Genomic DNA, 22,870 nt, shown 5'->3' with positions numbered 1-22,870 from the left:
GGTCGGTAGCGTCGGATAGGACAAAGGTCCGCCGCGTCGGGTTTCGCATCGGGCGTCGGAACCAGCAAGATAGAGACGTTGTGTCCCAGCCCCCTCGACTTTCCCGGTGGCTTTTCCTGTGACTCAGATCCCGACGTGGAGCGGCGGACCAGTGAGTCCTCCCAACGGACGCGCAGCACCCGGCACCATCATCGGCGGCCGGTACGAGTTGCGCTCCTCGGTGGGCAACGGCGGCATGGGCACGGTCTGGCGCGCGACAGACACCCTGCTGCGGCGCGACGTGGCGGTCAAGGAGGTCGTCCTGCCGCCCGGGCTGGCCCCCAGCGACCGGGACGCGATGTACGAACGCACCCTGCGCGAGGCGCGTGCCGCCGCCGCGATCCAGCACCCGGCCGTGGTCCAGGTCTACGACGTGGTCACCGAGGGTGGCCGGCCGTGGATCGTGATGGAGCTGCTGGACGCCCGCAGCCTCGCCGACATGGTGATCGAGGACGGCCCGGTGGCCGGACGCGCGGTCGCCAAGATCGGCATCGCGCTGCTCGGCGCGCTGGAGGTGGCGCACGCCAACGGGGTGCTGCACCGTGACGTCAAGCCGGCGAACGTGCTGATCTGCACCGACGGCCGCTGTGTGCTGACCGACTTCGGGGTGGCCCGGATGCCCACCGACGTCCAGCTCACCACCCCCGGGATGGTGCTCGGCTCGCCGCACTTCATCTCCCCCGAGCGCGCCATGGGGCAGGATTTCGGCCCGCCCAGCGACCTGTTCTCGCTCGGTGTGACCCTCTACACGGCGGTCGAGGGGCGGCCCCCGTTCGACAAGGGCGACCCGATCGAGACCATGCACGCGGTCGTCGAGGACCCGCCGGCCACCCCGCAGCGCAGCGGCCCGCTGACCCGGGTGCTGATGGGCCTGCTGGAGAAGGACCCGGCCCGCCGGCTCGACGTGCACACTGCGCGGGCGATGCTGCGCGAGTTGCTCGCCGGCCCGCTGACCAGCACGGCGACGGCGGTCAACTCGATCACCGACCCGTACTCGGTGGTGCCGGTGCAGCGCCCGTCGGGGCCGCCGGCCGTCACCGCGCCGCCCGCCGAGTCGAAGCCGAGCGGGCAGATCGGTGGCCGGGCGATGCTGGCCGCCGGTGAGTCGCTGACCGACCGGCTGGCGAAGCTGCGCCGGGGTGAACGCCCCGAGCCGGTGGCGACCTCGGCCGCCACCCTCGACGACACCAGCGCCGACGCGTTCGCCGGCCCGCTGCACACCCCGACCGATGCGATGCCGGCATCGGGCGGGCCCACCGTCGACCCGCTGCCGACCCGCCCGACCGCCGGGACGTACGGCCGGCCGGAGGCCACCCAGCGGATCACCCCGAGCGCCGCCCCGGAGGCCACCCAGCGCATCGGTGGCGGCACCACCGACGCCACCCAGCGCATCGGCGGGGGCCCCGAGCCGGCCCGGGCCGGCTACGGGACGGCGGAGCCGACCCAGGCCATCTACGGCGGTGGCGGCAACTCCGAGCAGACCCAGGCGGTGTACGGCGGACAGTGGTCCATCCCCGGCACCGGCCAGTCGTGGACGTCGCCACCCGCGCCGCCGGGCGGGGCCGACGGTGGCGCGCTCGGCCGGGCGAAGGGTGCCGGCGGTCGACTCGTCGGCACGGTCAAGGGCTGGCCGCGCAAGCTCCAGCTTGCGGCGGCCGGCGGCCTGGCCGTGGTGTTGCTGATCGGAGCGGTGGCGCTGTTCAGCGGCGGCGACCCGGAGTCGACCCCACCCCCGCAGGCCGGCCCGAGCGCACCGGCTGCGGGTGGCGGCGAGCTGCCGCCGATGCAGGAGCACAGCGCCCGGGGCATCCGGGTGAACGTGCCGAAGGGCTGGCAGCGGGCGACCGGCGGGGTCTACATCGACTACGTCGACCCGCAGGACAAGGGGCGCAAGGTGCGCATCCTCACCGAGAAGTTCGGCGGCTCCTCGAGCCGCTGGGTCGAAGTGGCAGCGGACGGCCTCCGCAAGCGGACGAGTTCCTGCGCCAGGCCCTACGAGCAGCTGGCGATGGGCGAGAAGAACCTGGCCGGCAAGTCGGCCGCCGAGTTCGAGTACACCTGCGGCGACGGCGGCGACAAGCGGCACGGGGTGTGGCGTGGGGTGGTGCACGAGGGGAAGGTCTACTCGTTCTACCTCACCGCCAACGACGCCAAGTTCGCCGAGAGCAAGCCGATCTTCGACGAGATGGTCAAGTCGTTCCAGCTCACCGGCTCCAGCTGAGCCGGCTCGCGAGAGCCGACTGAGCCGGCTCGTGGGGCGGGCCGGACCGGCCCGCCCGGCAAGGTGATCCGGGTCGACCGGACGCGGTGATCCGCCGTCGTGCTATCAAGAGGCAATGGTGGCGGAAAGCACTGACCTCGACCGGATGCGCGACCAGGCTCGACGCTGGCTCGACGACGACCCCGACCCGGCCAGCCGGGACGAGCTGCGGGCCGTGCTCGACCGGCTGCCGGCCAGCGCGCCGGAGCTGGCCGACCGGTTCGCCGGCCCGCTGACCTTCGGCACGGCCGGGCTGCGCGGCCCGCTGCGCGCCGGGCCGAACGGCATGAACCTCGCGGTGGTCACCCGGGCGGCGGCCGGGCTGGTCGGCTGGCTCGCCGCCGAGGGCGGCGAGGGTCCGCTGGTGATCGGGTACGACGCCCGGCACGGTTCCCGGGAGTTCGCCGAGCGCACCGCCCAGGTCGCCACCGGCGCGGGCCGGCCGGCGCTGCTGCTGCCCCGGCCGCTGCCCACCCCCGTGCTGGCGTACGCGGTGCGCAGGCTCGGCGGGGTGGCCGGGGTGATGGTGACGGCCAGCCACAACCCGCCGCAGGACAACGGCTACAAGGTCTACCTGGGTGCCCAGCTCGGTGGGGCGCTCGGCGCGGGGGCGCAGATCGTGCCGCCCGCCGACGCCGGCATCGAGGCGGCCATCCGGGCGGTCGGCCCGCTGGCGCAGGTGCCGTTGGGGCCGCCCGGCCAGGTGCTCGGCGACGACCTGGTCGCCGCGTACGTGGAACGGGCCGTCGCGGTGATCGAAGCGGGCGGACCACGTGACCTGCGGGTGGCGTACACGCCATTGCACGGGGTGGGGGCGGCGGTGCTGACCGCGACCTTCGCCCGGGCGGGTTTCCCGACCCCGGGGGTGGTGCCCGACCAGGCGGAACCGGACCCGGACTTCCCCACCGTCAGCTTCCCCAACCCGGAGGAGCCCGGCGCGGTGGACCGGTTGGTGGCCCTCGCCGACGCCACCGACGCCGACCTGGCGATCGCCAACGACCCGGACGCCGACCGCTGCGCGGTGGTGGTCCGCGAGCCGGCCGGCACCGGGACGGGGTGGCGGATGTTGCGCGGGGACGAGGTGGGGGTGCTGCTCGCCGACCACCTGATGCGGCGCGGCGTCGACGGCCTGTACGCGACCACGATCGTGTCGTCGTCCCTGCTCCGGGCGATGTGCGCGGCCCGGGGCCGGGCGTACGACGAGACGTTGACCGGGTTCAAGTGGATCGTCCGGGCCGGGGGTGGGACGCCGCCGCTGGCGTACGGCTACGAGGAGGCCCTCGGCTACTGCGTGGCCCCCGAGCACGTACGCGACAAGGACGGCATCACCGCCGCGCTGACCGTCGCCGAGCTGGCCGCCGGGCTGAAGGCGCAGGGGCGCACCCTGACCGACCGGCTGGACGAGCTAGCTGCCGAGTTCGGCGTGCACCAGACCGACCAGTTGTCGGTCCGGGTGGACGACCTGCGGATCATCGCCGACGCGATGGCCCGGGTCCGGGCGGCCACCCCGACCACGCTGCTCGGTGCACCGGTCACCGAGGCGCAGGACCTGCTGCCCGCCGCCGACGTGGTGATCCTGCGTACCGCCGCCGCCCGGGTGGTGATCCGCCCCTCGGGCACCGAGCCGAAGCTCAAGGCGTACCTGGAGGTGGTGGAGCCGGTCGCGGACGGGGACGTGCCGGCGGCCCGCACCCGGGCGGCGGCGGCGCTCACCACGCTACGCACCGAGATCGCCACCGCCCTCGGCATCTGACCCCGCCCACCACGCGCCGCGCCGCATTCTCCGCCACGCGCCGCGCTGCATTGACCGCCCACGCACCGCATTGCCCGCCACGCACCGCGCTGCATGATCGACTCAGTTTCCTGGTTGTAGTGGCATCCGAGCGGGATGGATGCCACTACAACCAGGAAACTGCGAGGCTCCTCCGCGACCAGCGGGGTCGCGTGCGGTGGTGGCGGTCAGCTCACGGCGCGCTTGCCGAGTGCGTGGTCGACGGCCTGACCGAGGGCGGTGACGACCAGGGCCACCGAGGGGCGGACCACCGACTCCTCCAGGCTGATCGTGCCGGAGAAACCGGCCCCGCCCGCGATCTCCTCCAGCCGACGCCGGGCGTCCTGCGCCGCGCTGCCGGTCAGGCCGAGCGCCGGTTCCATCCGCAGCACCGCAACCAGCGTGGCCAGCGCCGCCGTCCGCTCGTCGGGCAACTGCTCGCCGGCCAGCGCCTCGGCCAGCCGCCGCCGGCTGTCCTGCTCCACGGACGGGTCGGTGGTCGGGTAGCGGTGCACCACGATGAAGTCCAGCTCGGTCTCCTCGACGTCACGCACCACGCCACGGTCGACCAGGTCGCCGAGGATGCGGTCGCGCAGGCCGTGCCGCAGCCGCTGCACCCAGGAGGACGGGCTGTGCGGGGTGTCGGCGGCCATCCGGCCCAGCACCCCGTCCAGGATCGGCTCGCCGACCGGCGTCGGGTCGGTCACCACCAGGTTCCCGTCGACGTACGCGATCCGGCCGGCAAGGGCCAGCTCGACCAGGACGGCGGCGGCCATCCCCAGGTCAAGACTGATCCGGGGCATGGTCGCCTTGCCGGATTCATCGTCATACGCGAGGAGCAGCAACTCCTCGGCCAGCGCAACACCAGTCATGGCCCGAGACGGTAGCGCCTGAACGCACCCCGCGCTCACCGACTCGCTCTGGGTGGGAAGGCAACCCCCGCGACCGACCCGACCACCCGCCCGCGACCTGCCGACCACCCGCCAGCTCAGCCCGGAGACACCGGAGCTGGGCGGGCCGGAAATGGAGCATGCCACCACGAGCTGAGCGGGGCATGCCGGCCGCACGCCGGGGCGAGGCATGCCGGCCGCACGCCGGGGCGAGCCGGGAGCGGGGCATGCCGCCGCGAGATGGGCCGGTCAGAACCGGGGCATGCCGCCGAACTGGCGGTCACCGGCGTCGCCAAGGCCCGGCACGATGAACATGTTGTCGTTCAGCCCCTCGTCGATCGACGCGGTGACCAGGCGCAACGGCAGCCCCGACCGCTCCAGCCGGGCGATGCCGACCGGCGCGGCGAGCACGCAGAGCACGGTGATGTCGGTGCAGCCCCGGTCGGCGAGCAGCCGGCAGCAGTGCTCCAGCGAACCGCCGGTGGCCAGCATCGGGTCGAGCACCAGCACCGGCAGGCCGGCGAGGTCCCGGGGCAGCGACTCCATGTAGGCGCGCGGCTCGTACGTCTCCTCGTCGCGGGCCAGGCCGACGAAGCCCATCGACGACTCCGGCAGCAGCCCGAGCGCCGCGTCGGCCATCCCGAGGCCGGCCCGCAGCACCGGCACCAGCAGCGGCGGGTTCGCCAACCGGGTGCCCTCGGCACCGGTGACCGGGGTCTGCACCGGGTACTTCTCGACGGGGAAGGTGCGCGCGGCCTCGTACACCAGCATGGTGGTGAGTTCGTGCAGCGCGGCCCGGAACGACGACGAGTCGGTCCGGGCGTCCCGCATGGCGGTCAGCCGGGACTGGGCGAGCGGGTGGTCAATGACGTGTACGTCCACGATCGCTCAACCTACCGGTCCCGGTCGGCCGGCAGTACGGATGCGCGGCGGGCGGCGACGCGGCTCACCCGGGGCCGACGGGCCGGGGCGTCTTACCCGCAGCCAACCGGGGCACCCCGGCCCACCGGGCCCTGCGGCGACGCCGGGCTACCCGACCGCCCCCGACCCGGGCTGCTGTGACCAGGATCACCGGACTCGTGGCTGCGTAGTATTCGGGGCATGACGGCGACAACGACGTCGGCCCGGTCGGACCTGTCCGAGCTGGGGCGATCCGAGACCGCGTTGCGGACCTTCCTGCACGGCCTGCCCGGGGTGGACCAGGTCGGCGCGGAGCAGCGGGCGGCACAGCTCGGCACCCGCTCGATCAAGACCACCGCCAAGGCGCAGGCGATCGACCTGGCCATCCGGATGGTCGACCTGACCACCCTGGAGGGGGCCGACACCCCGGGCAAGGTGCGCGCCCTGGCCGCCAAGGCGCTGCGCCCGGACCCGGCCGACCCGACCTGCCCGCACGTCGGCGCGGTCTGCGTCTACCCGGCGATGGTGCCGCACGTGGCGGAGGTGCTGCGCGGCAGCGCCGTGCACCTGGCCAGCGTGGCGACCGCGTTCCCGTCCGGGCAGGCGCCGCTGGACGTCAAGCTCGCCGACACCCGGGCGGCCGTCGCCGCCGGTGCGGACGAGATCGACATGGTGATCAACCGGGGCGCGTTCCTGGCCGGTCGTTACCAGGAGGTCTACGACGAGATCGTCGCCACCAAGGAGGCCTGCGGGGACGCCCACCTCAAGGTGATCCTGGAGACCGGCGAACTGGCCACCTACGACAACGTCCGGCGGGCCTCCTGGCTGGGGATGCTGGCCGGCGGCGACTTCATCAAGACCTCCACCGGCAAGGTCCCGGTCGCCGCGACCCTGCCGGTGACCCTGGTGATGCTGGAGGCGGTCCGCGACTTCCGGGCCGCCACCGGGCGGCAGGTAGGCGTCAAGCCGGCCGGCGGGATCAAGAACACCAAGGACGCGATCAAGTACCTGGTCATGGTCAACGAGACCGTCGGCGGCGACTGGCTGAGCCCGGACTGGTTCCGGTTCGGCGCGTCCAGCCTGCTCAACGACCTGCTCATGCAGCGCACCAAGCTGACGACCGGCATTTACTCCGGTCCCGACTACTTCACCCTGGACTGAGCATGATGTTCGAATACGCCCCTGCGCCCGAGTCGCGCGCGATCGTCGACATCAGGTCGTCCTACGGTCTGTTCATCGACGGCAGGTTCGTCGACGGCGAGAACCTCGACAAGACGGTCAACCCGGCCACCGAGGAGGTGCTCGCCGAGGTCACCTGGGCCGGCGCCCAGGACGTCGACCGCGCGGTCCGCGCCGCCCGCAAGGCGTACGACAAGGTGTGGGGTCCGATGCCCGGCCGGGACCGGGCCAAGTACCTGTACCGGATCGCCCGGCTCATCCAGGAACGCTCCCGTGAGCTGGCGGTGCTGGAGTCGCTGGACAACGGCAAGCCGATCCGGGAGTCCCGGGACGTCGACCTGCCGCTGGTCGCCGCCCACTTCTTCTACTACGCCGGCTGGGCCGACAAGCTCCCGTACGCGGGCTTTGGCGCGGACCCGCGACCGCTCGGGGTGGCCGCGCAGGTCATCCCGTGGAACTTCCCGCTGCTCATGCTCGCCTGGAAGGTCGCCCCGGCGCTCGCCGCCGGCAACACGGTGGTGCTCAAACCCGCCGAGACCACCCCGCTGACGGCGCTGCTGTTCGCCGAGATCTGCCAGCAGGCCGACCTGCCGGCCGGCGTGGTCAACATCGTCACCGGCGCGGGCGACACCGGCCGGGCGCTGGTGGAACACCCGGGCGTGGACAAGGTCGCCTTCACCGGCTCCACCGAGGTCGGCAAGGCCATCGCCCGGTCGGTGGCCGGCACCGGCAAGAAGGTCACCCTGGAGCTGGGCGGCAAGGCCGCCAACATCGTCTACGACGACGCGCCGGTCGACCAGGCCGTCGAGGGGATCGTCAACGGCATCTTCTTCAACCAGGGCCACGTCTGCTGCGCCGGTTCCCGGCTGCTGGTCCAGGAGAACGTCGCCGAGCAGGTGCTCGACGCGCTCAAGCGGCGGATGGCGCTGCTGCGCGTCGGTGACCCGCTGGACAAGAACACCGACGTCGGGGCGATCAACTCGGCCGCCCAGCTGGCCCGCATCCGGGAACTGTCCGACGCCGGGGCGGCCGAGGGGGCGCAGCGCTGGTCGCCGCCGTGTGAGCTGCCCGAGCGGGGGTTCTGGTTCGCGCCGACGATCTTCACCGGGGTCACCCAGGCGCACCGGGTCGCCCGCGAGGAGATCTTCGGCCCGGTGCTGTCGGTGCTGACCTTCCGCACCCCGGCCGAGGCCGTGGAGAAGGCCAACAACACGCCGTACGGGCTGTCGGCCGGGATCTGGACCGACAAGGGCTCGCGCATCCTGTGGACCGCCGACCGGCTGCGCGCCGGGGTGGTCTGGGCCAACACGTTCAACAAGTTCGACCCGACCTCGCCGTTCGGCGGCTACAAGGAGTCGGGCTACGGCCGCGAGGGTGGCCGGCACGGGCTGGAGGGGTACCTCAATGTCTGAGCGGGTCGCGGTACGCAAGACGTACAAGCTCTTCATCGGCGGGAAGTTCCCGCGCAGCGAGTCGGGACGGTCGTATCTCGTGCAGGACTCGAACGTGTCACTGGCCTCCCGCAAGGACGCGCGGGACGCCGTGGTCGCCGCCCGCGCCGCCGTCAAGGGGTGGTCCGGGGCGACCGCGTACAACCGGGGTCAGATCCTCTACCGGGTGGCCGAGATGCTGGAGGGCCGCCGCGAGCAGTTCGTGGCGCTCGGCGTCCCCGGCGGCGAGGTGGACGCGGCGGTCGACCGCTGGGTCTGGTACGCCGGCTGGGCCGACAAGCTCCCCCAGGTGTACGGCGGCGCGAACCCGGTGGCCGGGCCCTACTTCAACCTGTCCGCGCCCGAGCCGACGGGGGTGGTGGCCGTGGTGGCACCCGGGTCCCCGGCGCTGCTCGGTCTGGTCGGCGTGATCGCCCCGGCCATCGTCACCGGCAACACGGTGGTGGTGGCGGCCTCCCCGTCGGCCCCGTTGGCGGCGGTGACCCTGGCCGAGGTGCTGGCCACCTCGGACCTGCCGGGTGGGGTGGTCAACCTGCTCACCGGCCGGATCACCGAGACCGCGCCGACGCTCGCCGCGCACCTGGACGTCAACGCGATCGACCTGGCCGGGGTGACCGACCGGGAGTTGGCGACCGAGCTGGAGGCCGGGGCGGCGGAGAACCTCAAGCGGGTGCTCCGGCCGGTCCCGGCCGACCACGACTGGGCGGGCGACCCGGGCCTGGGCCGGATGACCGCGCTGCTGGAGACCAAGACGGTCTGGCACCCCAAGGGGGTCTGACCGGCCGGGTCGCCGGTGGGCCGGGCGGCACGGGCGGCCGGGGCGTCGGCCCGCCCCATGGTCCGACAGCCGGTCGTACTACCGGGGGTAGGATTGCCTGGTGACGCGGTTGGGTGATCTTGAGCGGGCGGTGATGGACGTGCTGTGGGACGTGGTCCCGGGCACGTCGGACGGGGTGACCGTGCGGGAGGTCGCCGAGGCGCTGGACGGGCGCGAGTTGGCGTACACGACGGTGATGACCGTGCTGGACCGGCTCGCCGGCAAGGGCATGGTGCAGCGGGAACGCGAGGGGCGGGCCTGGCGCTACCGGGCCGCCGCCAGCCGGGAGGCGCACATCGCCCGGCTCATGCTCGACGCCCTCGACCTCGGCGGCAGCCGGGACGCCGCGCTGGTGCGCTTCGCCCGTTCGGTGACCGGCACCGAGGCCGAGGTGCTGCGGGCGGCGCTCGGCGTGGAGGCGGGGCTGACCGGCCCCGCCCCGGCCGGACCCGACGCCGGTGCGACCGGCTCCGGACCGCCACCCCGGCCGACCGGCTCCACGACGGGTCGGCACGAGGCCGGGCTGACCGACCGGGTCGGGGACCCCCGCACCGGCCGGGCCCGGACCGCCGACGAGGCGACGGACCGGTAGGGCGGCCACCATGGCGTACGCCGTGCACTTCGCCGGGGCGATCCTGGCCTGCTGGCTGACCGCGCAGGTGTTGGCCGGCTCCACCTGGACGTGGCGGGCCCCCCGGGTCGCGATCGTCTGCTGGCAGGCGGTCGGGCTGGCCCTCGGCCTGTCCGCGATGGGCCTGCCGATGGCGCTCGGGCTGACCGCGTACGACCGGCCGACCGGCGGGGCGTTGCTGGCCCTCGCCGACGACCTGGCCCACGGCACCCTGCCGGCCGGGGTGACCGCCGTCCACCTGGGTCTGGTCGGGGTCGGCTTCGGCATCGGCGCGGTGCTGCTCGGCACCACCGTCCGTAGCGTGCACGCCGCCGTGACCGCCCAGCGTCGGCACCGGGACCTGCTCACCCTGGTCGCCCGCCGGGACCCGACGATTCCCGGCGCGCTGGTCCTCGACCACCCCGGTGCCGCCGCGTACTGCCTGCCCGGGGTGCGCCCCCGGGTGGTGGTCAGCGCCGGCACGCTCAGCCTGCTGGACCGGGCCGAGCTGGCGGCGGTGCTCGCCCACGAGCGGGCGCACGCCCAGGAGCGCCACGACCTGGTGCTGTTGCCGTTCACCGCGCTGTGCCGGGCGCTGCCGTGGTTCCGGTGGGTCCGCGCCGCCCACGAGCGGGTGGCCCTGCTGGTCGAGATGCGGGCCGACGACAAGGCCCGCGAGCTGCACGCCGACGCCCCGCTGGCGGGTGCGCTGCGCCGGTTCGCCGCCGCCGGGCACCGGGTCACCCCGGCCGGCGCGCTCGGCATGGGCGACCGCGACCTCGACGTCCGGATGCAGCGGCTGCTGGTCGCCGACCGGCCGCCCCGGCTGCTCGGGGCCGCCGCGCTGGCGGTGACCACCACCCTGGCCGCCCTCCCGATCTCCCTCTTCCTGAGCTGACCGCAGCCGGCCGGACCGACCGCGCGCCGCCGAACCGCCGCACGCCGCCGGACCGTCGCACGCCGCCGGACCGCCGCACGCCGCCGGACCACGGACCAGGGCGGCGGCCCGGTCGCGCTGGTCGGTCAGCAGACCGCGCAGCCGGCGACCACCCGGCTGGATCGGCTGCGCCCTGCCCCGCCGATCGCGCCCTGCCTGCCTGATCCGTCCCGTCCGCCGGAGTTGGCGGCGATGCCGTGCGGATGGATAGGTAGCGGGGCTACGTGTAGGCTGCCTACGAAAAGCGGGACTACGTTAGAGAGCGGTCATGGACACCCTGCTCCTCGCGCGCCTCCAGTTCGCCACCACCACCTCGATCCACTTCCTCTTCGTGGCGGTCACCCTCGGGCTGGTCACCCTGCTGGTCGGCATGCAGACCGCCTGGTTCGTCACCGGCAACCCGCAGTGGGAACGGCTGACCCGGTTCTGGGGCCAGCTCTACGTGATCAACTACGTGCTCGGCATCGCCAGCGGCATCCTGCTGGAGTTCCAGTTCGGGCTGAACTGGAGCGGGCTGTCGCGCTACGTCGGCAACGTCTTCGGGGCCCCGCTGGCGATCGAGACGCTCGTGGCGTTCTTCCTGGAGTCGACGTTCCTCGGCATGTGGATCTTCGGCTGGCACCGGCTGCGGCGCGGCGTACACCTGGCGCTGCTCTGGGGGGTCGCGCTCACCGCGTACGCCTCGGCTTTCTGGATCATGGTGGCGAACGCCTGGCTCCAGCACCCGGTGGGCTACCGGGTGCGTGACGGGGTCGCCCACCTGACCGACTTCGGAGCGTTGCTCACCAACCCCACCCTCGGCATGGCGCTGGGCCACGTGATCGCCGCCAGCCTGCTCACCGGCGGCATGCTGATGGCCTCGGTCAGCGCCTGGCACCTGATCCGACGGACCGCCGACTTCGCCCTGCACCGCACCTCGCTGCGGATCGGGCTGGTCACCGCCGCCCTGTCGGTCAGCCTGGTGCAGGGGTTCGGCTTCGCCCAGTTCGGCCCGGTCGGCGACCTGCAACCCACCAAGTTCGACGCCGGCCCGACCGCCGATGCCCGGATCGCCGAGTGGACCACCCGGTTCGGCCCCGGTGACTACACCCCGCCTGCGCTGTCCAACGTCGGGCTCGGCTTCATGATCCTCATCGGGTTCACCCTGGGCTGCGTCTGGCTGCTACTGCCGCTGCTCTGGCGGGACCTGGTGATCCGGCTGCGCTTCCCGCTCTGGCTGACCCTGTGCGCCCTGCCACTGCCCTTCGTCGCGGTCATCCTCGGCTGGCTCGCCCGGGAGGTCGGCCGGCAGCCCTGGGCCGCGTACGGGTTGCTCCCCACCGACCGGGCCGTCTCCGACGTCGACCCGGGCCTGATGCTCGCCTCACTGATCGGTTTCAGCCTGCTGCTCGGCACCCTCGCCGTCACCAACTGGACGCTGCTCGCCCGGCACGCCGCCCGGGGCGCCACCGACCCGGCGCTCGGCCGCCCGCCCGGCGTCCTCGACGACGACGAACCCCGGCCGGCCCGCGCCTTCGCCTGAGAGGACCCCGATGCCCCTCCTCTGGTACGCCCTGCTCGGCCTCCTCTTCGCCGGCTACCTCGTCCTCGCCGGCTACGACTACGGCGTCGGGCTGCTGCTCGCCCGGCGGGACACCCCGGCCGCCCACCGCGCCGGGCTCACCGCGCTCGGCCCCTTCTTCCTCGGCAACGAGGTGTGGCTGGTGGCCGCCGTCGGCATCCTCTTCGGCGTCTTCCCCACCCTGGAGGGCGAACTCCTCTCCGGCTACTACCCCGCCGTGGCCGGAGCGCTGGCCGGGGTGATCCTGGTCACCGCCGGGGTGCAGCAGCGCAGTCGGCCGACCGGGCCGGCCGCCCGCCGGGGCTGGGACCGGGTGGTCGTGGTCGGCAGCGCACTCGCCGTGTTCGGCTGGGGCGCACTGCTCGCCGGGCTGCTCCAGGGCCTGCCGATCGACACCTACGGTCACGTCGCCGGGCAGAGCCACCTGGCCACCCCGTTCGTCGCCGCCACCGGGCTCGCCCTGCTCGTCCTCGTCGCCGCGCACGGTGCGACCTTCCTCACCCTGCGGCTGCCGACCGCCGACGCCCCGGTGACCGCCCGGCTGGCCCGCCGGCTGCTCGTCGGGTCGCTCGCCGCCGTCACCACGGCCGCCGCGCTGGGCCTGCTCTCCGACCGGGTACGCGCAGCGACCAGCCAGCCGCTTCCCGCCGTACTGCTGCTGGTGGCGCTGGTCGGGGCGCTGGTTGCGGCCCGCGCGGCGCTGCACCGGGGCCGGCCCGGGGTGGCCCTGGCCGCCACCGGCACGGCCCTGGCGCTGCCGGTGGCGCTGGTCGGGGTGGCCCGTTGGCCGGCCGTGCTGGTCTCCACGGTCGACCCGGCGGCCACCGTCGGCGTCACCGACGCGGCGGCCAGCGGGCCGACGTTGCAGCTGCTGGGCTGGCTGCTGCTGCCCCTCCTGCCGGCCCTACTAGGCTTCCAGGCAATGTGCTGGTGGGTGTTCCGGGGACGGACCGACGGCAGGGCACCGGTGTACTGGTGAACCGCCGTCCCTTCGACCCGCGTCTGCTGCGCCGGGTCCCCGCGGCCCGGCGCGACCTCGCCGTGCTCGCCGCCCTCGGCGGGCTCACCGCGCTGCTGGTCGTCGCGCAGGCCACCGCCCTGGCCACGGTGCTCGCGACCGCCATCGACGGCCGGCTGGACACCACCGCGCTGGCCGGTTTCGTCGCCGCCGTCGGCGGTCGGGCCCTGGTCACCTGGGGGCAGGGCACCGCCGCCGCACGGGCCGCCGCCACCGTGAAGGCCACCCTCCGCGCCGACCTGCTGGCCGCCGTCGGCCGGCACGGGCCCGGCTGGGTCGCCGGCCAGCGGGCCGGCCAGCTCGCCACACTCACCGGGCGCGGCCTCGACGCGCTGGACGCCTACTTCACCGGCTACCTCCCCCAGCTCGTGCTCAGCGTCACCGTGCCGGCCGCCGTGCTGGCCCGGCTGGTCTTCGCCGACTGGAGCTCGGCCCTGATCATCGTGCTCACCATCCCGCTGATCCCGGTCTTCGGCGCGCTGCTCGGCTGGCAGGCCCAGGCCGCCACCGAACGGCAGTGGCGGCGGCTGTCGATGCTCGGCGGGCACTTCCTCGACATGGTGGCCGGGCTGCCCACCCTGCGCGCGTTCGGCCGGGCCCGGACACAGACCGAGGTGGTCCGCCGGATGGCCGACGGGCACCGGATCGCCACCATGAAGACCCTGCGGATCGCCTTCCTCTCCGCGCTGGTGCTGGAACTGGTCGCCACCCTGTCGGTGGCGCTGGTCGCGGTGCCGGTCGGCATCCGGCTGCTCGACGGCGGCATCACCCTGGCCACCGCGCTGCTGGTGCTGCTGCTCACGCCGGAGGCGTACCTGCCGTTGCGGGCCGCCGGCAGCCGCTTCCACGCCAGCATGGAAGGGCTCACCGCGCTGGACGAGGCGCTGACCGTCTCCGCCGTCACCACCGGCCCGGCCGGTGCGGCGACCGAGGGCCCCGCCGCCGGCGTGCCGGCCGGCCCGGCGGGGGTCGGGGCACGCGTCGGTACGCCGTCCGGGGCGGGCGAGATCGTGTTCACCGACGTCACCGTCGCCTACGAGCGGACCACCGCGTTGCGGGACGTCACACTCACCATCCGACCGGGCGAACGGATCGCCGTCGTCGGGCCGAGCGGCGCCGGCAAGAGCACCCTGCTCGGCCTGCTGCTCGGCTTCGTCACGCCCACCGCCGGCCGGATCACCGTCGCCGGGGTCGACCTGGCCGACGTCGACCCCGACGACTGGCGTCGGCAGATCGCCTGGGTGCCGCAGCGGGCCCACCTCTTCGCCGCCACGCTTGCCGACAACATCCGGCTGGGCTCCCCCGACACCCCGGACGCCACCCTGACCCGCGCGGTCACCGACGCCGCGCTGGACGACGTGGTGACGGCCCTGCCCGACGGGCTGGGCACCCTGCTCGGCGAGCGCGGCCACGGGCTGTCCAGCGGTCAACGGCAGCGGGTCGCCCTGGCCCGCGCCTTCCTCCGGGACGCCCCGCTCGTCCTGCTCGACGAGCCGACCGCCCGGCTGGACACCGCCAGCGAGACCATCGTCCTGGCGGCCACCCGGCGGCTGGTGGCCGGTCGCACCGCCCTGCTGGTGGCGCACCGGCCGGCCCTCCTGGCGGACGCCGACCGGGTCCTGCACGTCGCCGCCGGGCGGGTGACCGAGCTGACCCCGGCCGCAGAGGCCGGCCGATGAGCGCCCGACCCGCCTCCGTCACGCCGACCCGACCCGCCCCTTCCCTGGCGCGGGAGGCCCGCCGATGAACCCCGGACCCGTCCCTGCCGCGCGGCCCGAACGGGTGGTGCTGCGGCTGGCCCGGCCGTACCTGGGCCGACTGCTCAGGGCCGGACTCCTCGCCTCGGCCACCGAACTCGCCGGACTGGCCCTGATGGCCACCGCCACCTGGCTGCTGATGAGCGCCGCCGGCCAGCCACCGCTGGACCGGCTGACGGTCGCCATCGTGGCCGTCCGGGCGCTGGCGGTCAGCCGGGGCGTGCTGCGCTACACCGAACGGCTCGCCGGACACGACGCCGTGCTCCGCCTGGTCACCGACGTCCGGGCCCGGGTCTTCGCCACCCTCGCCGCCCGGCCCACCCCGGCCGGCCAGCGCACCGGGGACGCTCTGAGCCGGCTGGTCTCCGACGTCGAGGCGGTGCAGGACCTGCTGCTCCGGGTGCTCGTGCCCGGGGCGGCAGCCGCCCTGGTCGGGGTGCTCGCCGTCGGTGGGGCCGCCCTGATCTCGCTGCCCTCGGCCGGGGTGCTCGCGGTCGGGCTGCTGGTCACCGGGGTGGCACTGCCGGTGCTGGCCACCGCGCTGACCCGTCGGGCCGCCGACGAGGTGGCACCGCTGCGCGGGGCGCTCGCCACCGACGCCGTCGACCTCACCCACGGTGCCGCCGACCTGGCCGCCTTCGGGGCCACCGGCCAGGCACTGAGGGCCGCGACCCGCCGCGCCGACCGGCTGGCCCGGCTGGAGCGCCGGCTCGCCGCGACCGGATTCGCGGTGGACGCTGCCGGGGTGCTGGTGGCCGGACTGACCGCCGCCGGGGTGGTGCTCGCCGCCCTCCGCGCCGACGTGGCCGGGGTGCTGGTGGGGGTGCTCGCCGTCGGCACCCTCGCCGCGGTGGAGATCACGTTGGCGCTGGTCGGCGCGGCCCGACAGTGGACCCAGCTCCGCGCGGGCCTGTCCCGGGTCGCCGCCCTGCTCGACGACCCCACCGGCGCGGCCGGCCCGGGGGCCGCCGCTGGCCCGGCAGTCGCCGGTGCTCCGGGGGACGGCGGTGCTCCGGGGGACGGCGGTGCTCCGGGGGACGGCGGTGCTCCGGGGGACGGCGGTGCTCCGGGGGACGGCGGTGCTCCGGGGGACGGCGGCCTGGTGGCCGCCGATGGCCCGGGGGGCGTGGGGGCGGCGGCGCGCGACGTGCGGTTCGACGGGGTCGTCGTCCGGTACCGGGAGGGGGCCGCGCCCGCCCTCGCCGGATTCGACCTCGACCTGCCCGCCGGCCGCCGGATCGCGGTCGTCGGGCCGAGCGGCGCCGGCAAGAGCACCCTGGCCGCGGTGCTGACCGGGGCGGTACGACCCGACACCGGCCGGGTCACCCTGGCCGGTCGGGACGTGTCGGCGTACCCGCCCGAGGAACTGCCCCGGGCGATCGGCGGCCTGTTCGCCGAGGCGTACGTCTTCCACGCGTCGGTGCGGGAGAACCTGCTGCTGGGCCGGCCCGACGCGGACGAGGCCGAGCTGGCCGCGGCGACCCGCGCCGCCGGCCTGCTGGACTGGGTGACGGAACAGCCCGACGGTTGGGACACCATGGTCGGCGAGGAGGGCGGTCAGCTCTCCGGCGGGCAGCGGCAGCGGCTCGCGCTGGCCCGGGCACTGCTCGCCGCGCCCGGCGTCCTGGTGCTGGACGAACCGACCGAGGGTCTCGACCCGGTCGCCGCCGACGCGGTACTCGCCGGAGTGCTGGCAGCCACCCCCGCCGGGCACTCCGTGCTGCTGATCAGCCACCGGCTCAGCGGCCTGTCCGGGATGGACGAGGTCGTGGTCCTGGACGCCGGCCGGATCGTCCAGCGAGGGCGGCACGCCGATCTGGTCACCACCGCCGGCTGGTACCGGGACCAGTGGGTGCTCCAGGAGGCCGCCGAGCGCGGATACCTGACGCTGACGCCCTGAACGAGCCGACCCCCGACCCGTGTCCCGGAGCCGCCCCACACCGGAGCCCGGGTCCGGGAATCTCCCCGACGCGCGGCCCGCCCGGTCGTGGCAGGGTGATGCCATGCGCGCCTGCGACGAGGTAGGAATCGACGAGCGGCTGCGGGATCTGGAGTCCCGACTGCACGGTCCGACGCGGCTACGGACCGAACTGATCCGCGAGGTACGGGACGCGCTGGACGACGCCGCCGAGGCGTACCGGGACGGTGGCCTGCCGGCGCGGGAGGCCGAACGGCGGGCCGTGGTCGACTTCGGCTCGCCTGCCGAACTTGCTCCGGCCTACCAGGCGGAGTTGGCCGCCGGGACGCTGCGCGGGTTGGCCCGGCGGGCGCTGGTGATCGCCGTGCTGCTGGTGGCCTGCGGTGACCTGACCTGGCAGGGGTCGAGCTGGAGCGGTGGGCCGCCCCCGCCCGCCGGCTACCAGGTGCTCGCCGGATCGATGCACGGCATCTGGCTGACCGTGGCCACGGTCGCGCTGGCCGCCCTGGTGTCCGGGCGTTGGGCGGCCCGTCGCGGTCGGGCCGGCACATCCGTGAACCGGCTGCTCGGCTGGGGACTGACCGGCACCCTCACCCTCGGCGCGGTCGCCGGGGTGGCCCTCTTCGGCTGGTCGATCGCGCTGTGGGAGGCCGCCCTGACCTGGCCTCCGATGATCGTCGGCGCGGTGCTGGCCGGGGCCGCCCACTTCGCGCTCTTCCGGGCCACCCGCTTCTGGCTGGTCGCCACCCGCTGACGCTGCGGGGTCAGGCCGGCGTGGCGGGCGGGCCGGCAGGGTCGAGGAACCGGCCGACGGTGGCACTGAACTCGCGCCACCCGGCCCGTTCGCCGGCCAGCGACGCCCGACCGGAGTCGGTGAGCCGGTACGTCCGCCGCTCCCGACCGTTGACCGTGCTCCAGGAACTGGCCACGTGACCGGCCCGCTCCAACCGACGCAACGCCGGATAGATGGTGCCGGTCGGCAGATCGAGCTGGCCCGCGCTGCGGGCGCGCAGCGCCTCGATGACCGCGTAGCCGTGCAGTTCGCCCTGCTCCAGCACGGCCAGCAACAGGGCGTCGAGGTGGCCGTGCAACGCCTGAGCCTTCATACGTAGCAACGCTACTTGTCAGCCGCCCGGACCGCCAGCAGGCACGGGTTCCCGGGCCTCGCCGGGGTGCGGGGTCGGCCCACGGCCGGCCGCCCATTAGGGTATGTGCCCAGAGTCACTCGGCGACCGCATGCCGCCGAGTGGGTAACCCGACGCACACGGAGGTCAGCGTGGCCCGCCAGTCGCCCCAACGGCCCGACGCCGACGAACCCGAGCTCGGCGACACCGATGGGCCGACCGGGCCCGACGTGGAGTCCGGCCCGGCCGACCGCTCGCTCTGGGACGAGCTGAGCATCGATCCGGTCGAGATCGCCCTGCCCGCCGGCACCGGTTTCACCCTCCGGGCGTACCGGGCGGCACGCGAGCTGACCCCGACGGACGTCGCCGAGCGCGACGAGGACGACCCCTTCCTGGCCCGCCGCCAGGTCGTCGAGGCCGAGGACGACGACGAGGTGGTGATCCTCGACGAGGAGTTCGCCGCACTCTCCGCCGAGGACGAGGACGACGCGGACCGTAAGGGCGTGAGCGACGGCAAGCGCGCCGGCGGCACGGGCACCGACACCCTCGACGCCGACGCCTCGGACGCCGACGACGACACCGACGCCTCGGACGCCGACGAGGACGCGGACGACGACGACACCGACGGCGACGAGGAGGTGCCGGTCTTCCTGAGCCACAAGGGCCGGCTGCTGCTGTTCAAGACGCCCGAGTCGCTCGTCAGTTTCATCCGCTCCGGGGCACCCAACGACCTGTCTCAACTGGACGGTTGGAATGAACTGTCCGAACGGGTGGAGCCGGCCGACATCGCCCCGCGCGACGAGGACACCTACGAACTCGACCTGGTCGTGGAGAACCTGCGCGGTGGGCACGACACGTGGGACCCGACCCTGCTGATCGAGGCCGGCGAGGTCGCCCGTGACCTGTCGTACGCGCTGCGGCTACCCGCCGTGCTGGACATGCTCTCGGCCGGCTCCAGCCTGGACGATCTCGACGAGGCGCTGCGCGCTTCTGTCAACGGCGGAGTCGGTGGATTTCTCGGCCGTAGGCGGCTGAAGAAAATCGGTGCCCAGACCGCAAGCTTGGGGTGGCGCACCATTGTCGGCAAGATCTCTGCCGTCGTGGACTGGCGCGACTGACCCCGAACGGGGAGCATCAGTGGCTGGCAGAGAATAGACCTGTGTCCCGGGAGGAGGACGACGCCGTGGCGCTCGTGCGCGTGTACTGCGGTCTGGCCTCGGCAGATCCGGCCGACCGACCGGCCTCGGCCGGATCGACGCTGACGTCCGCCGTGGTCGACGACGCAGGCCGTCTGCTGCACGTCTACGAGATCAGCGACGACGCGGCGGGTTACGCCCAGCTCGTCACGCTGCTCGTGGAACGGTCGGGCGGGCCGAGCGGCGTGGCGATCGCGGCCGACAGCGACGACCACACGGTCACCTCACTGCTGAGCGCGGCGGGCCGTCCGCTGGCGATCGCCGACGACGACTCGGTCGACGACTTCGCCGAGCGGTTCGCCGACGACGACTCCTTGGAGGAGATGCAGTCCGCGCCGGCCGAGCGGCGGGCGGTGGGCCTGGCCCGCGCCCTCCAGGCCGGCGCGCTCTCCGCAGTCACCCTGCCGGCTCCCCGGGACCTGGCCGGCTTCAAGCAGGTCCTCGCCGCGCACGCCGCCCTGTCCAGCGGCCGGCACTCCGCCGCCGTGGCCCTGCGCGAGGTGCTCCGCGAGTTGTATCCGGCCGCCCTGCGGGCGTACCCGGACCCGGCTGATCCGGTGGCGTTGGCCGTCCTCGACGCGCTGCCCGAGCCGAACATGCTCACCGGCACGGCGGCCCGGGGCCGCGACATGTCGGTCGCCGCCGAGGCGGTCACCGCACACCTCACCGCCGACGGGGTGGCCGAGGCCGGGGAGATCGAGGCGGCGGTCACCGCGCTGCGGGTCGCCATCTCCGAGACCCCGCGCCGGGCCACCGTCAACCGGGCGCTCACGTCCGCCGTCGCCGAGACCGTCCGGCAGTCGGTCGCTGCGGTGCGCGCCTGTGACGCCGGCTGCGAGGCCCTGGTGGGCGCGCTCAGCACCCGGGTCAGCGCCCCGAGTCCCATGCCCGGCCGCCGGGCTGCCGCCCGCCGGGGCGAGCAGGTCGGCGAGCTGACCGGCATCAGTGGCACCGGTCCCGGCCTGCGGCCGGTCCGGACCGCAGAGCCGGCCCCGCCGGTACCGACCGGGCGGCGGAGCCGTCCCGAGCCGGTCCCCGGCGGAGCGATGCCGGTCACGCCCCGACCGCTCGGGCCGCCGCCGGTGGCCCCCGCCCCGATCGCCCCACCGCCGGTGGCCCCCCAACCGGTGACCCCGGCTGCCGCCGCCAACCTGCCGACCTCGGCACCACCCGCGCGTACGGACCAGGGCATGCCGCCGGGCCGACGTGGGGGTTCGGACGCACCGACCACCATGATTCCGCCGATCAGGCGCGGGATGGACGCCCCGGCGAACCGGCCCGTCTCGGCTCCGCCACCGCCTCCTCCGGGGATCACCCCGATCGCCCCGGCACAGCGCGGCAACGTGCCGCCCGCCGAGGCCGGTGAGCCGTTCCGGCCGACGCTGACCACCGCCGCGATCAACAACGCACGGGCCGAGCGGCAACGCACCGTGATCCCACCCCGGCCCAAGACCACCGGCGCCCTCTCGACGCCCACTGGTGGGTTCAGCGCGACGGACCTGAACGTCCCGGTGCCGATCACCCGCCCCGAGCCGGAGCCCACCGCCGCGCCGGGTTCGCGGGCGAACTGGCCCCTGGTCAACAACCCGGAGAATCCGGGCGACAGCTCGGCCAACAACCCGGTGGTGCCGGCCTATGGTGAGCGGGCCGGGCGGGCGGGCGACGCCCCCGCCGACCCGGGTGCCGGACGCCGGATCACCCCGCCCTGGCTGGCCGACGACCTGCCCCCGGAGCCGCCGATGTTGCGGCTGGTGGAGCCGCCACCGCTGGCCGACCGGGCGTTGCGGGACGGCTTGGACGCCCCCGCCGATCCGCACCTGGACACTCCCCCGCTGCGGTTGGTCGACCGGGAGGAGGCCGGCCGTCCCGGTCGGCCCAGCCGGGTTGACCGCGCCGAGCGCCTCGACCGGCCGGAGCATCTGGACCGCCCCACCCGGGTCGACCGTCCGGCACGCCTGGACCGGCCCGAGCGGGCCGAGCGCCTGGACCGGCCGGAGCGGTTGGAGCGGTCCGAGCGGCCGGAGCGTCTCGACCGGCCCGAGCGGTTGGAGCGGCCGGAGCGGTCCGAGCGGCCGGAACTTCTCGACCGGCCCGAGCGGCCGGCACGCAGCGAGCGGCCGGGCCTGGAGCGGCGACCGGAGCCGGTCGAACGCCGTCCCGCGCCGATGGAGCACCGCCCGCCACCGGTCTCCGACGAGGGCGACGGCGACCTGTTGATCTTCGCCCAGGCGAAGTCGGCGTGGTTCGTCGGGCACGGCGACGAGAGCGACCTGGAGTGGTCGTCCACCGCGGACACCGGCTGGCAGGCCGCCGAAAAGGTCGCCCAGCCGGCGGTGGGTGCGGAAACCTCGGCCGGGCTACCCAAACGGGTCCCCCAGGCCAACCTCGTTCCCGGCTCGCCGCTGCGCGAGGAGCGTCCGCTGCGGATCGTCCGGGACGCCGCGAGCCTCGCCGAGAACACCACCGGCTACTTCCGGGGTTGGCGTCGTGGGCAGGAGATCGGCGGTTTCGCCGTCGGCGGCCGGCCGGGCCGTGAGGCGGCCGGCGGCTGGGACTTCAGCCGCGACCCGACCGAGCGGGAAGACGATCGGGAGTACGAGTTCCGCTCCGCCGGATACCGGTCCTGACAGTCTGATGGTTCCACCCTGGCCCGGCCCGGTTCTTCCGGCCGGGCCAGCGTCGTCGTACCGACCGTGCGGCACCGCGTCCGCATCCCGGATGACCCCCAGGGCGTCGACGTCGCCCAGGTGGCCCCACAGCGGTCGCACGACCCGCCCGCGATGACCGCCGGGAACGCGAACGCGCCCGGTAACGGCCAGGGGCCGCCACCGGGCGCGTCGGAGTCGGTCAGGCCGGCGCGACCGCGCGCGACCGCCGCATGGTGAGGACGTACTCGACCAGCGAGATCAGCACGTGCTTGGTCGACTCCCGGTTACGGGCGTCACAGGCCACCACCGGGACGTCGGTCGAGATCGCCAACGCGTCCCGGACGTCCTGCGGGTCGTGGTACTGCATCCCGTCGAAGCAGTTGATGGCCACCAGGTACGGCAACCGCCGGTGCTCGAAGAAGTCGATCGCCGCGAAGCAGTCGGCCAACCGGCGGGTGTCGACCAGCACCACGGCACCGATGGCACCCCGGACCAGTTCGTCCCACATGAACCAGAACCGCGTCTGACCGGGCGTACCGAACAGGTACAGGATCAGATCCCGGTCGATCGAGATACGGCCGAAGTCCATCGCCACCGTGGTCGTCGTCTTGCCCGGCACCTGCCGGGTGTCGTCGACGCCCACACCGGCGGAGGTCATGATGGCCTCGGTGGTCAGCGGCGTGATCTCCGAGACCGAGCCGACCAGCGTCGTCTTGCCGACGCCGAACCCACCGGCGATAACGATCTTCGCCGACGTCACGCGCCCGTTCGGGGCAGGCGGCCGCTGCGACATG

Annotated in this window: 18 protein-coding genes; 13 read left to right on the top strand and 5 right to left on the bottom strand. The window is 74.5% G+C overall.

The window, feature by feature from the left end; translation table 11 throughout:
* Positions 1–118: 118 nt before the first annotated feature.
* Together AB0K25_RS17965 and AB0K25_RS17960 are read left to right on the top strand one after the other, a co-directional pair.
* The gene (locus AB0K25_RS17965) at positions 119–2,260 is read left to right on the top strand and encodes a serine/threonine-protein kinase (RefSeq protein ID WP_219470661.1); all 2,142 of its coding nucleotides are present in this window, start codon (positions 119–121) and stop codon (positions 2,258–2,260) included.
* Between the two features lie 115 nt (positions 2,261–2,375).
* Positions 2,376–4,052 carry a phospho-sugar mutase gene (locus AB0K25_RS17960; RefSeq protein ID WP_363821238.1) on the top strand — a complete coding sequence of 559 codons (1,677 nt, stop codon included), beginning with the start codon at positions 2,376–2,378 and terminating at the stop codon, positions 4,050–4,052.
* A gap of 206 nt (positions 4,053–4,258) precedes the next feature.
* Here the strand turns inward: AB0K25_RS17960 and AB0K25_RS17955 are convergent, their stop codons facing one another.
* Positions 4,259–4,942 carry a GPP34 family phosphoprotein gene (locus AB0K25_RS17955; RefSeq protein WP_208568622.1) on the bottom strand — a complete coding sequence of 228 codons (684 nt, stop codon included), beginning with the start codon at positions 4,940–4,942 and terminating at the stop codon, positions 4,259–4,261.
* Positions 4,943–5,209: 267 nt separating this feature from the next.
* A complete protein-coding gene (gene upp, locus AB0K25_RS17950) occupies positions 5,210–5,842 on the bottom strand; it encodes a uracil phosphoribosyltransferase (RefSeq protein ID WP_208568623.1) in 633 nt (210 codons plus the stop codon).
* Positions 5,843–6,061: 219 nt separating this feature from the next.
* Between upp and deoC the strand changes: the two genes are divergently transcribed.
* The 10 genes from deoC (at position 6,062) to AB0K25_RS17900 (ending at position 17,862) form a co-directional block, all read left to right on the top strand.
* Positions 6,062–7,021, top strand: a complete 960-nt coding sequence (gene deoC, locus AB0K25_RS17945; protein WP_219466994.1) for a deoxyribose-phosphate aldolase — start codon at positions 6,062–6,064, stop codon at positions 7,019–7,021.
* Between the two features lie 5 nt (positions 7,022–7,026).
* A complete protein-coding gene (locus tag AB0K25_RS17940) occupies positions 7,027–8,451 on the top strand; it encodes an aldehyde dehydrogenase family protein (protein ID WP_208568670.1) in 1,425 nt (474 codons plus the stop codon).
* The gene (locus tag AB0K25_RS17935) at positions 8,444–9,268 is read left to right on the top strand and encodes an aldehyde dehydrogenase family protein (protein WP_363821235.1); all 825 of its coding nucleotides are present in this window, start codon (positions 8,444–8,446) and stop codon (positions 9,266–9,268) included. Before AB0K25_RS17940 ends, AB0K25_RS17935 begins: the two co-directional genes overlap by 8 nt.
* 100 nt (positions 9,269–9,368) lie before the next feature.
* A complete protein-coding gene (locus AB0K25_RS17930) occupies positions 9,369–9,899 on the top strand; it encodes a BlaI/MecI/CopY family transcriptional regulator (RefSeq protein ID WP_363821232.1) in 531 nt (176 codons plus the stop codon).
* 10 nt (positions 9,900–9,909) lie between these two features.
* Entirely contained in the window at positions 9,910–10,815 is a 906-nt protein-coding gene (locus AB0K25_RS17925; protein WP_363821230.1) for a M56 family metallopeptidase, read from the top strand.
* Between the two features lie 307 nt (positions 10,816–11,122).
* On the top strand, positions 11,123–12,376 hold the full coding sequence (locus AB0K25_RS17920) for a cytochrome ubiquinol oxidase subunit I (RefSeq protein ID WP_363821227.1): 1,254 nt from the start codon (positions 11,123–11,125) through the stop codon (positions 12,374–12,376).
* Positions 12,377–12,386: 10 nt separating this feature from the next.
* On the top strand, positions 12,387–13,394 hold the full coding sequence (locus AB0K25_RS17915) for a cytochrome d ubiquinol oxidase subunit II (protein ID WP_363821225.1): 1,008 nt from the start codon (positions 12,387–12,389) through the stop codon (positions 13,392–13,394).
* Positions 13,391–15,112, top strand: a complete 1,722-nt coding sequence (gene cydD / locus AB0K25_RS17910) for a thiol reductant ABC exporter subunit CydD (RefSeq protein ID WP_219466981.1) — start codon at positions 13,391–13,393, stop codon at positions 15,110–15,112. Before AB0K25_RS17915 ends, cydD begins: the two co-directional genes overlap by 4 nt.
* A 64-nt stretch (positions 15,113–15,176) precedes the next feature.
* The gene (locus tag AB0K25_RS17905) at positions 15,177–17,090 is read left to right on the top strand and encodes an ATP-binding cassette domain-containing protein (protein WP_357536201.1); all 1,914 of its coding nucleotides are present in this window, start codon (positions 15,177–15,179) and stop codon (positions 17,088–17,090) included.
* A 103-nt stretch (positions 17,091–17,193) separates the two neighbouring features.
* The gene (locus tag AB0K25_RS17900) at positions 17,194–17,862 is read left to right on the top strand and encodes a permease prefix domain 1-containing protein (RefSeq protein ID WP_357536199.1); all 669 of its coding nucleotides are present in this window, start codon (positions 17,194–17,196) and stop codon (positions 17,860–17,862) included.
* 10 nt (positions 17,863–17,872) lie between these two features.
* Here AB0K25_RS17900 and AB0K25_RS17895 read toward each other — a convergent pair whose 3' ends face one another.
* A complete protein-coding gene (locus AB0K25_RS17895; RefSeq protein ID WP_208568633.1) occupies positions 17,873–18,214 on the bottom strand; it encodes a helix-turn-helix transcriptional regulator in 342 nt (113 codons plus the stop codon).
* A gap of 140 nt (positions 18,215–18,354) precedes the next feature.
* Here AB0K25_RS17895 and AB0K25_RS17890 point away from each other — a divergent pair, with 140 nt between their 5' ends.
* The gene (locus tag AB0K25_RS17890; protein ID WP_357536197.1) at positions 18,355–19,350 is read left to right on the top strand and encodes a DNA primase; all 996 of its coding nucleotides are present in this window, start codon (positions 18,355–18,357) and stop codon (positions 19,348–19,350) included.
* Positions 19,351–19,652: 302 nt separating this feature from the next.
* Here AB0K25_RS17890 and AB0K25_RS17885 read toward each other — a convergent pair whose 3' ends face one another.
* On the bottom strand, positions 19,653–21,602 hold the full coding sequence (locus AB0K25_RS17885) for a DUF4573 domain-containing protein (RefSeq protein ID WP_357536347.1): 1,950 nt from the start codon (positions 21,600–21,602) through the stop codon (positions 19,653–19,655).
* Positions 21,603–22,275: 673 nt separating this feature from the next.
* Positions 22,276–22,869, bottom strand: coding sequence for an ATP/GTP-binding protein (locus tag AB0K25_RS17880; RefSeq protein ID WP_088643912.1), 594 nt, complete (start codon positions 22,867–22,869; stop codon positions 22,276–22,278).
* Position 22,870: the final 1 nt, after the last annotated feature.

The sequence above is a fragment of the Micromonospora sp. NPDC049257 genome (assembly GCF_040678915.1).
Classification (GTDB): Bacteria; Actinomycetota; Actinomycetes; order Mycobacteriales; family Micromonosporaceae; genus Micromonospora; species Micromonospora antibiotica.
Note: the sequence above shows the minus strand (reverse complement) of the source record. Positions and strands in the feature narration are given on the sequence as shown.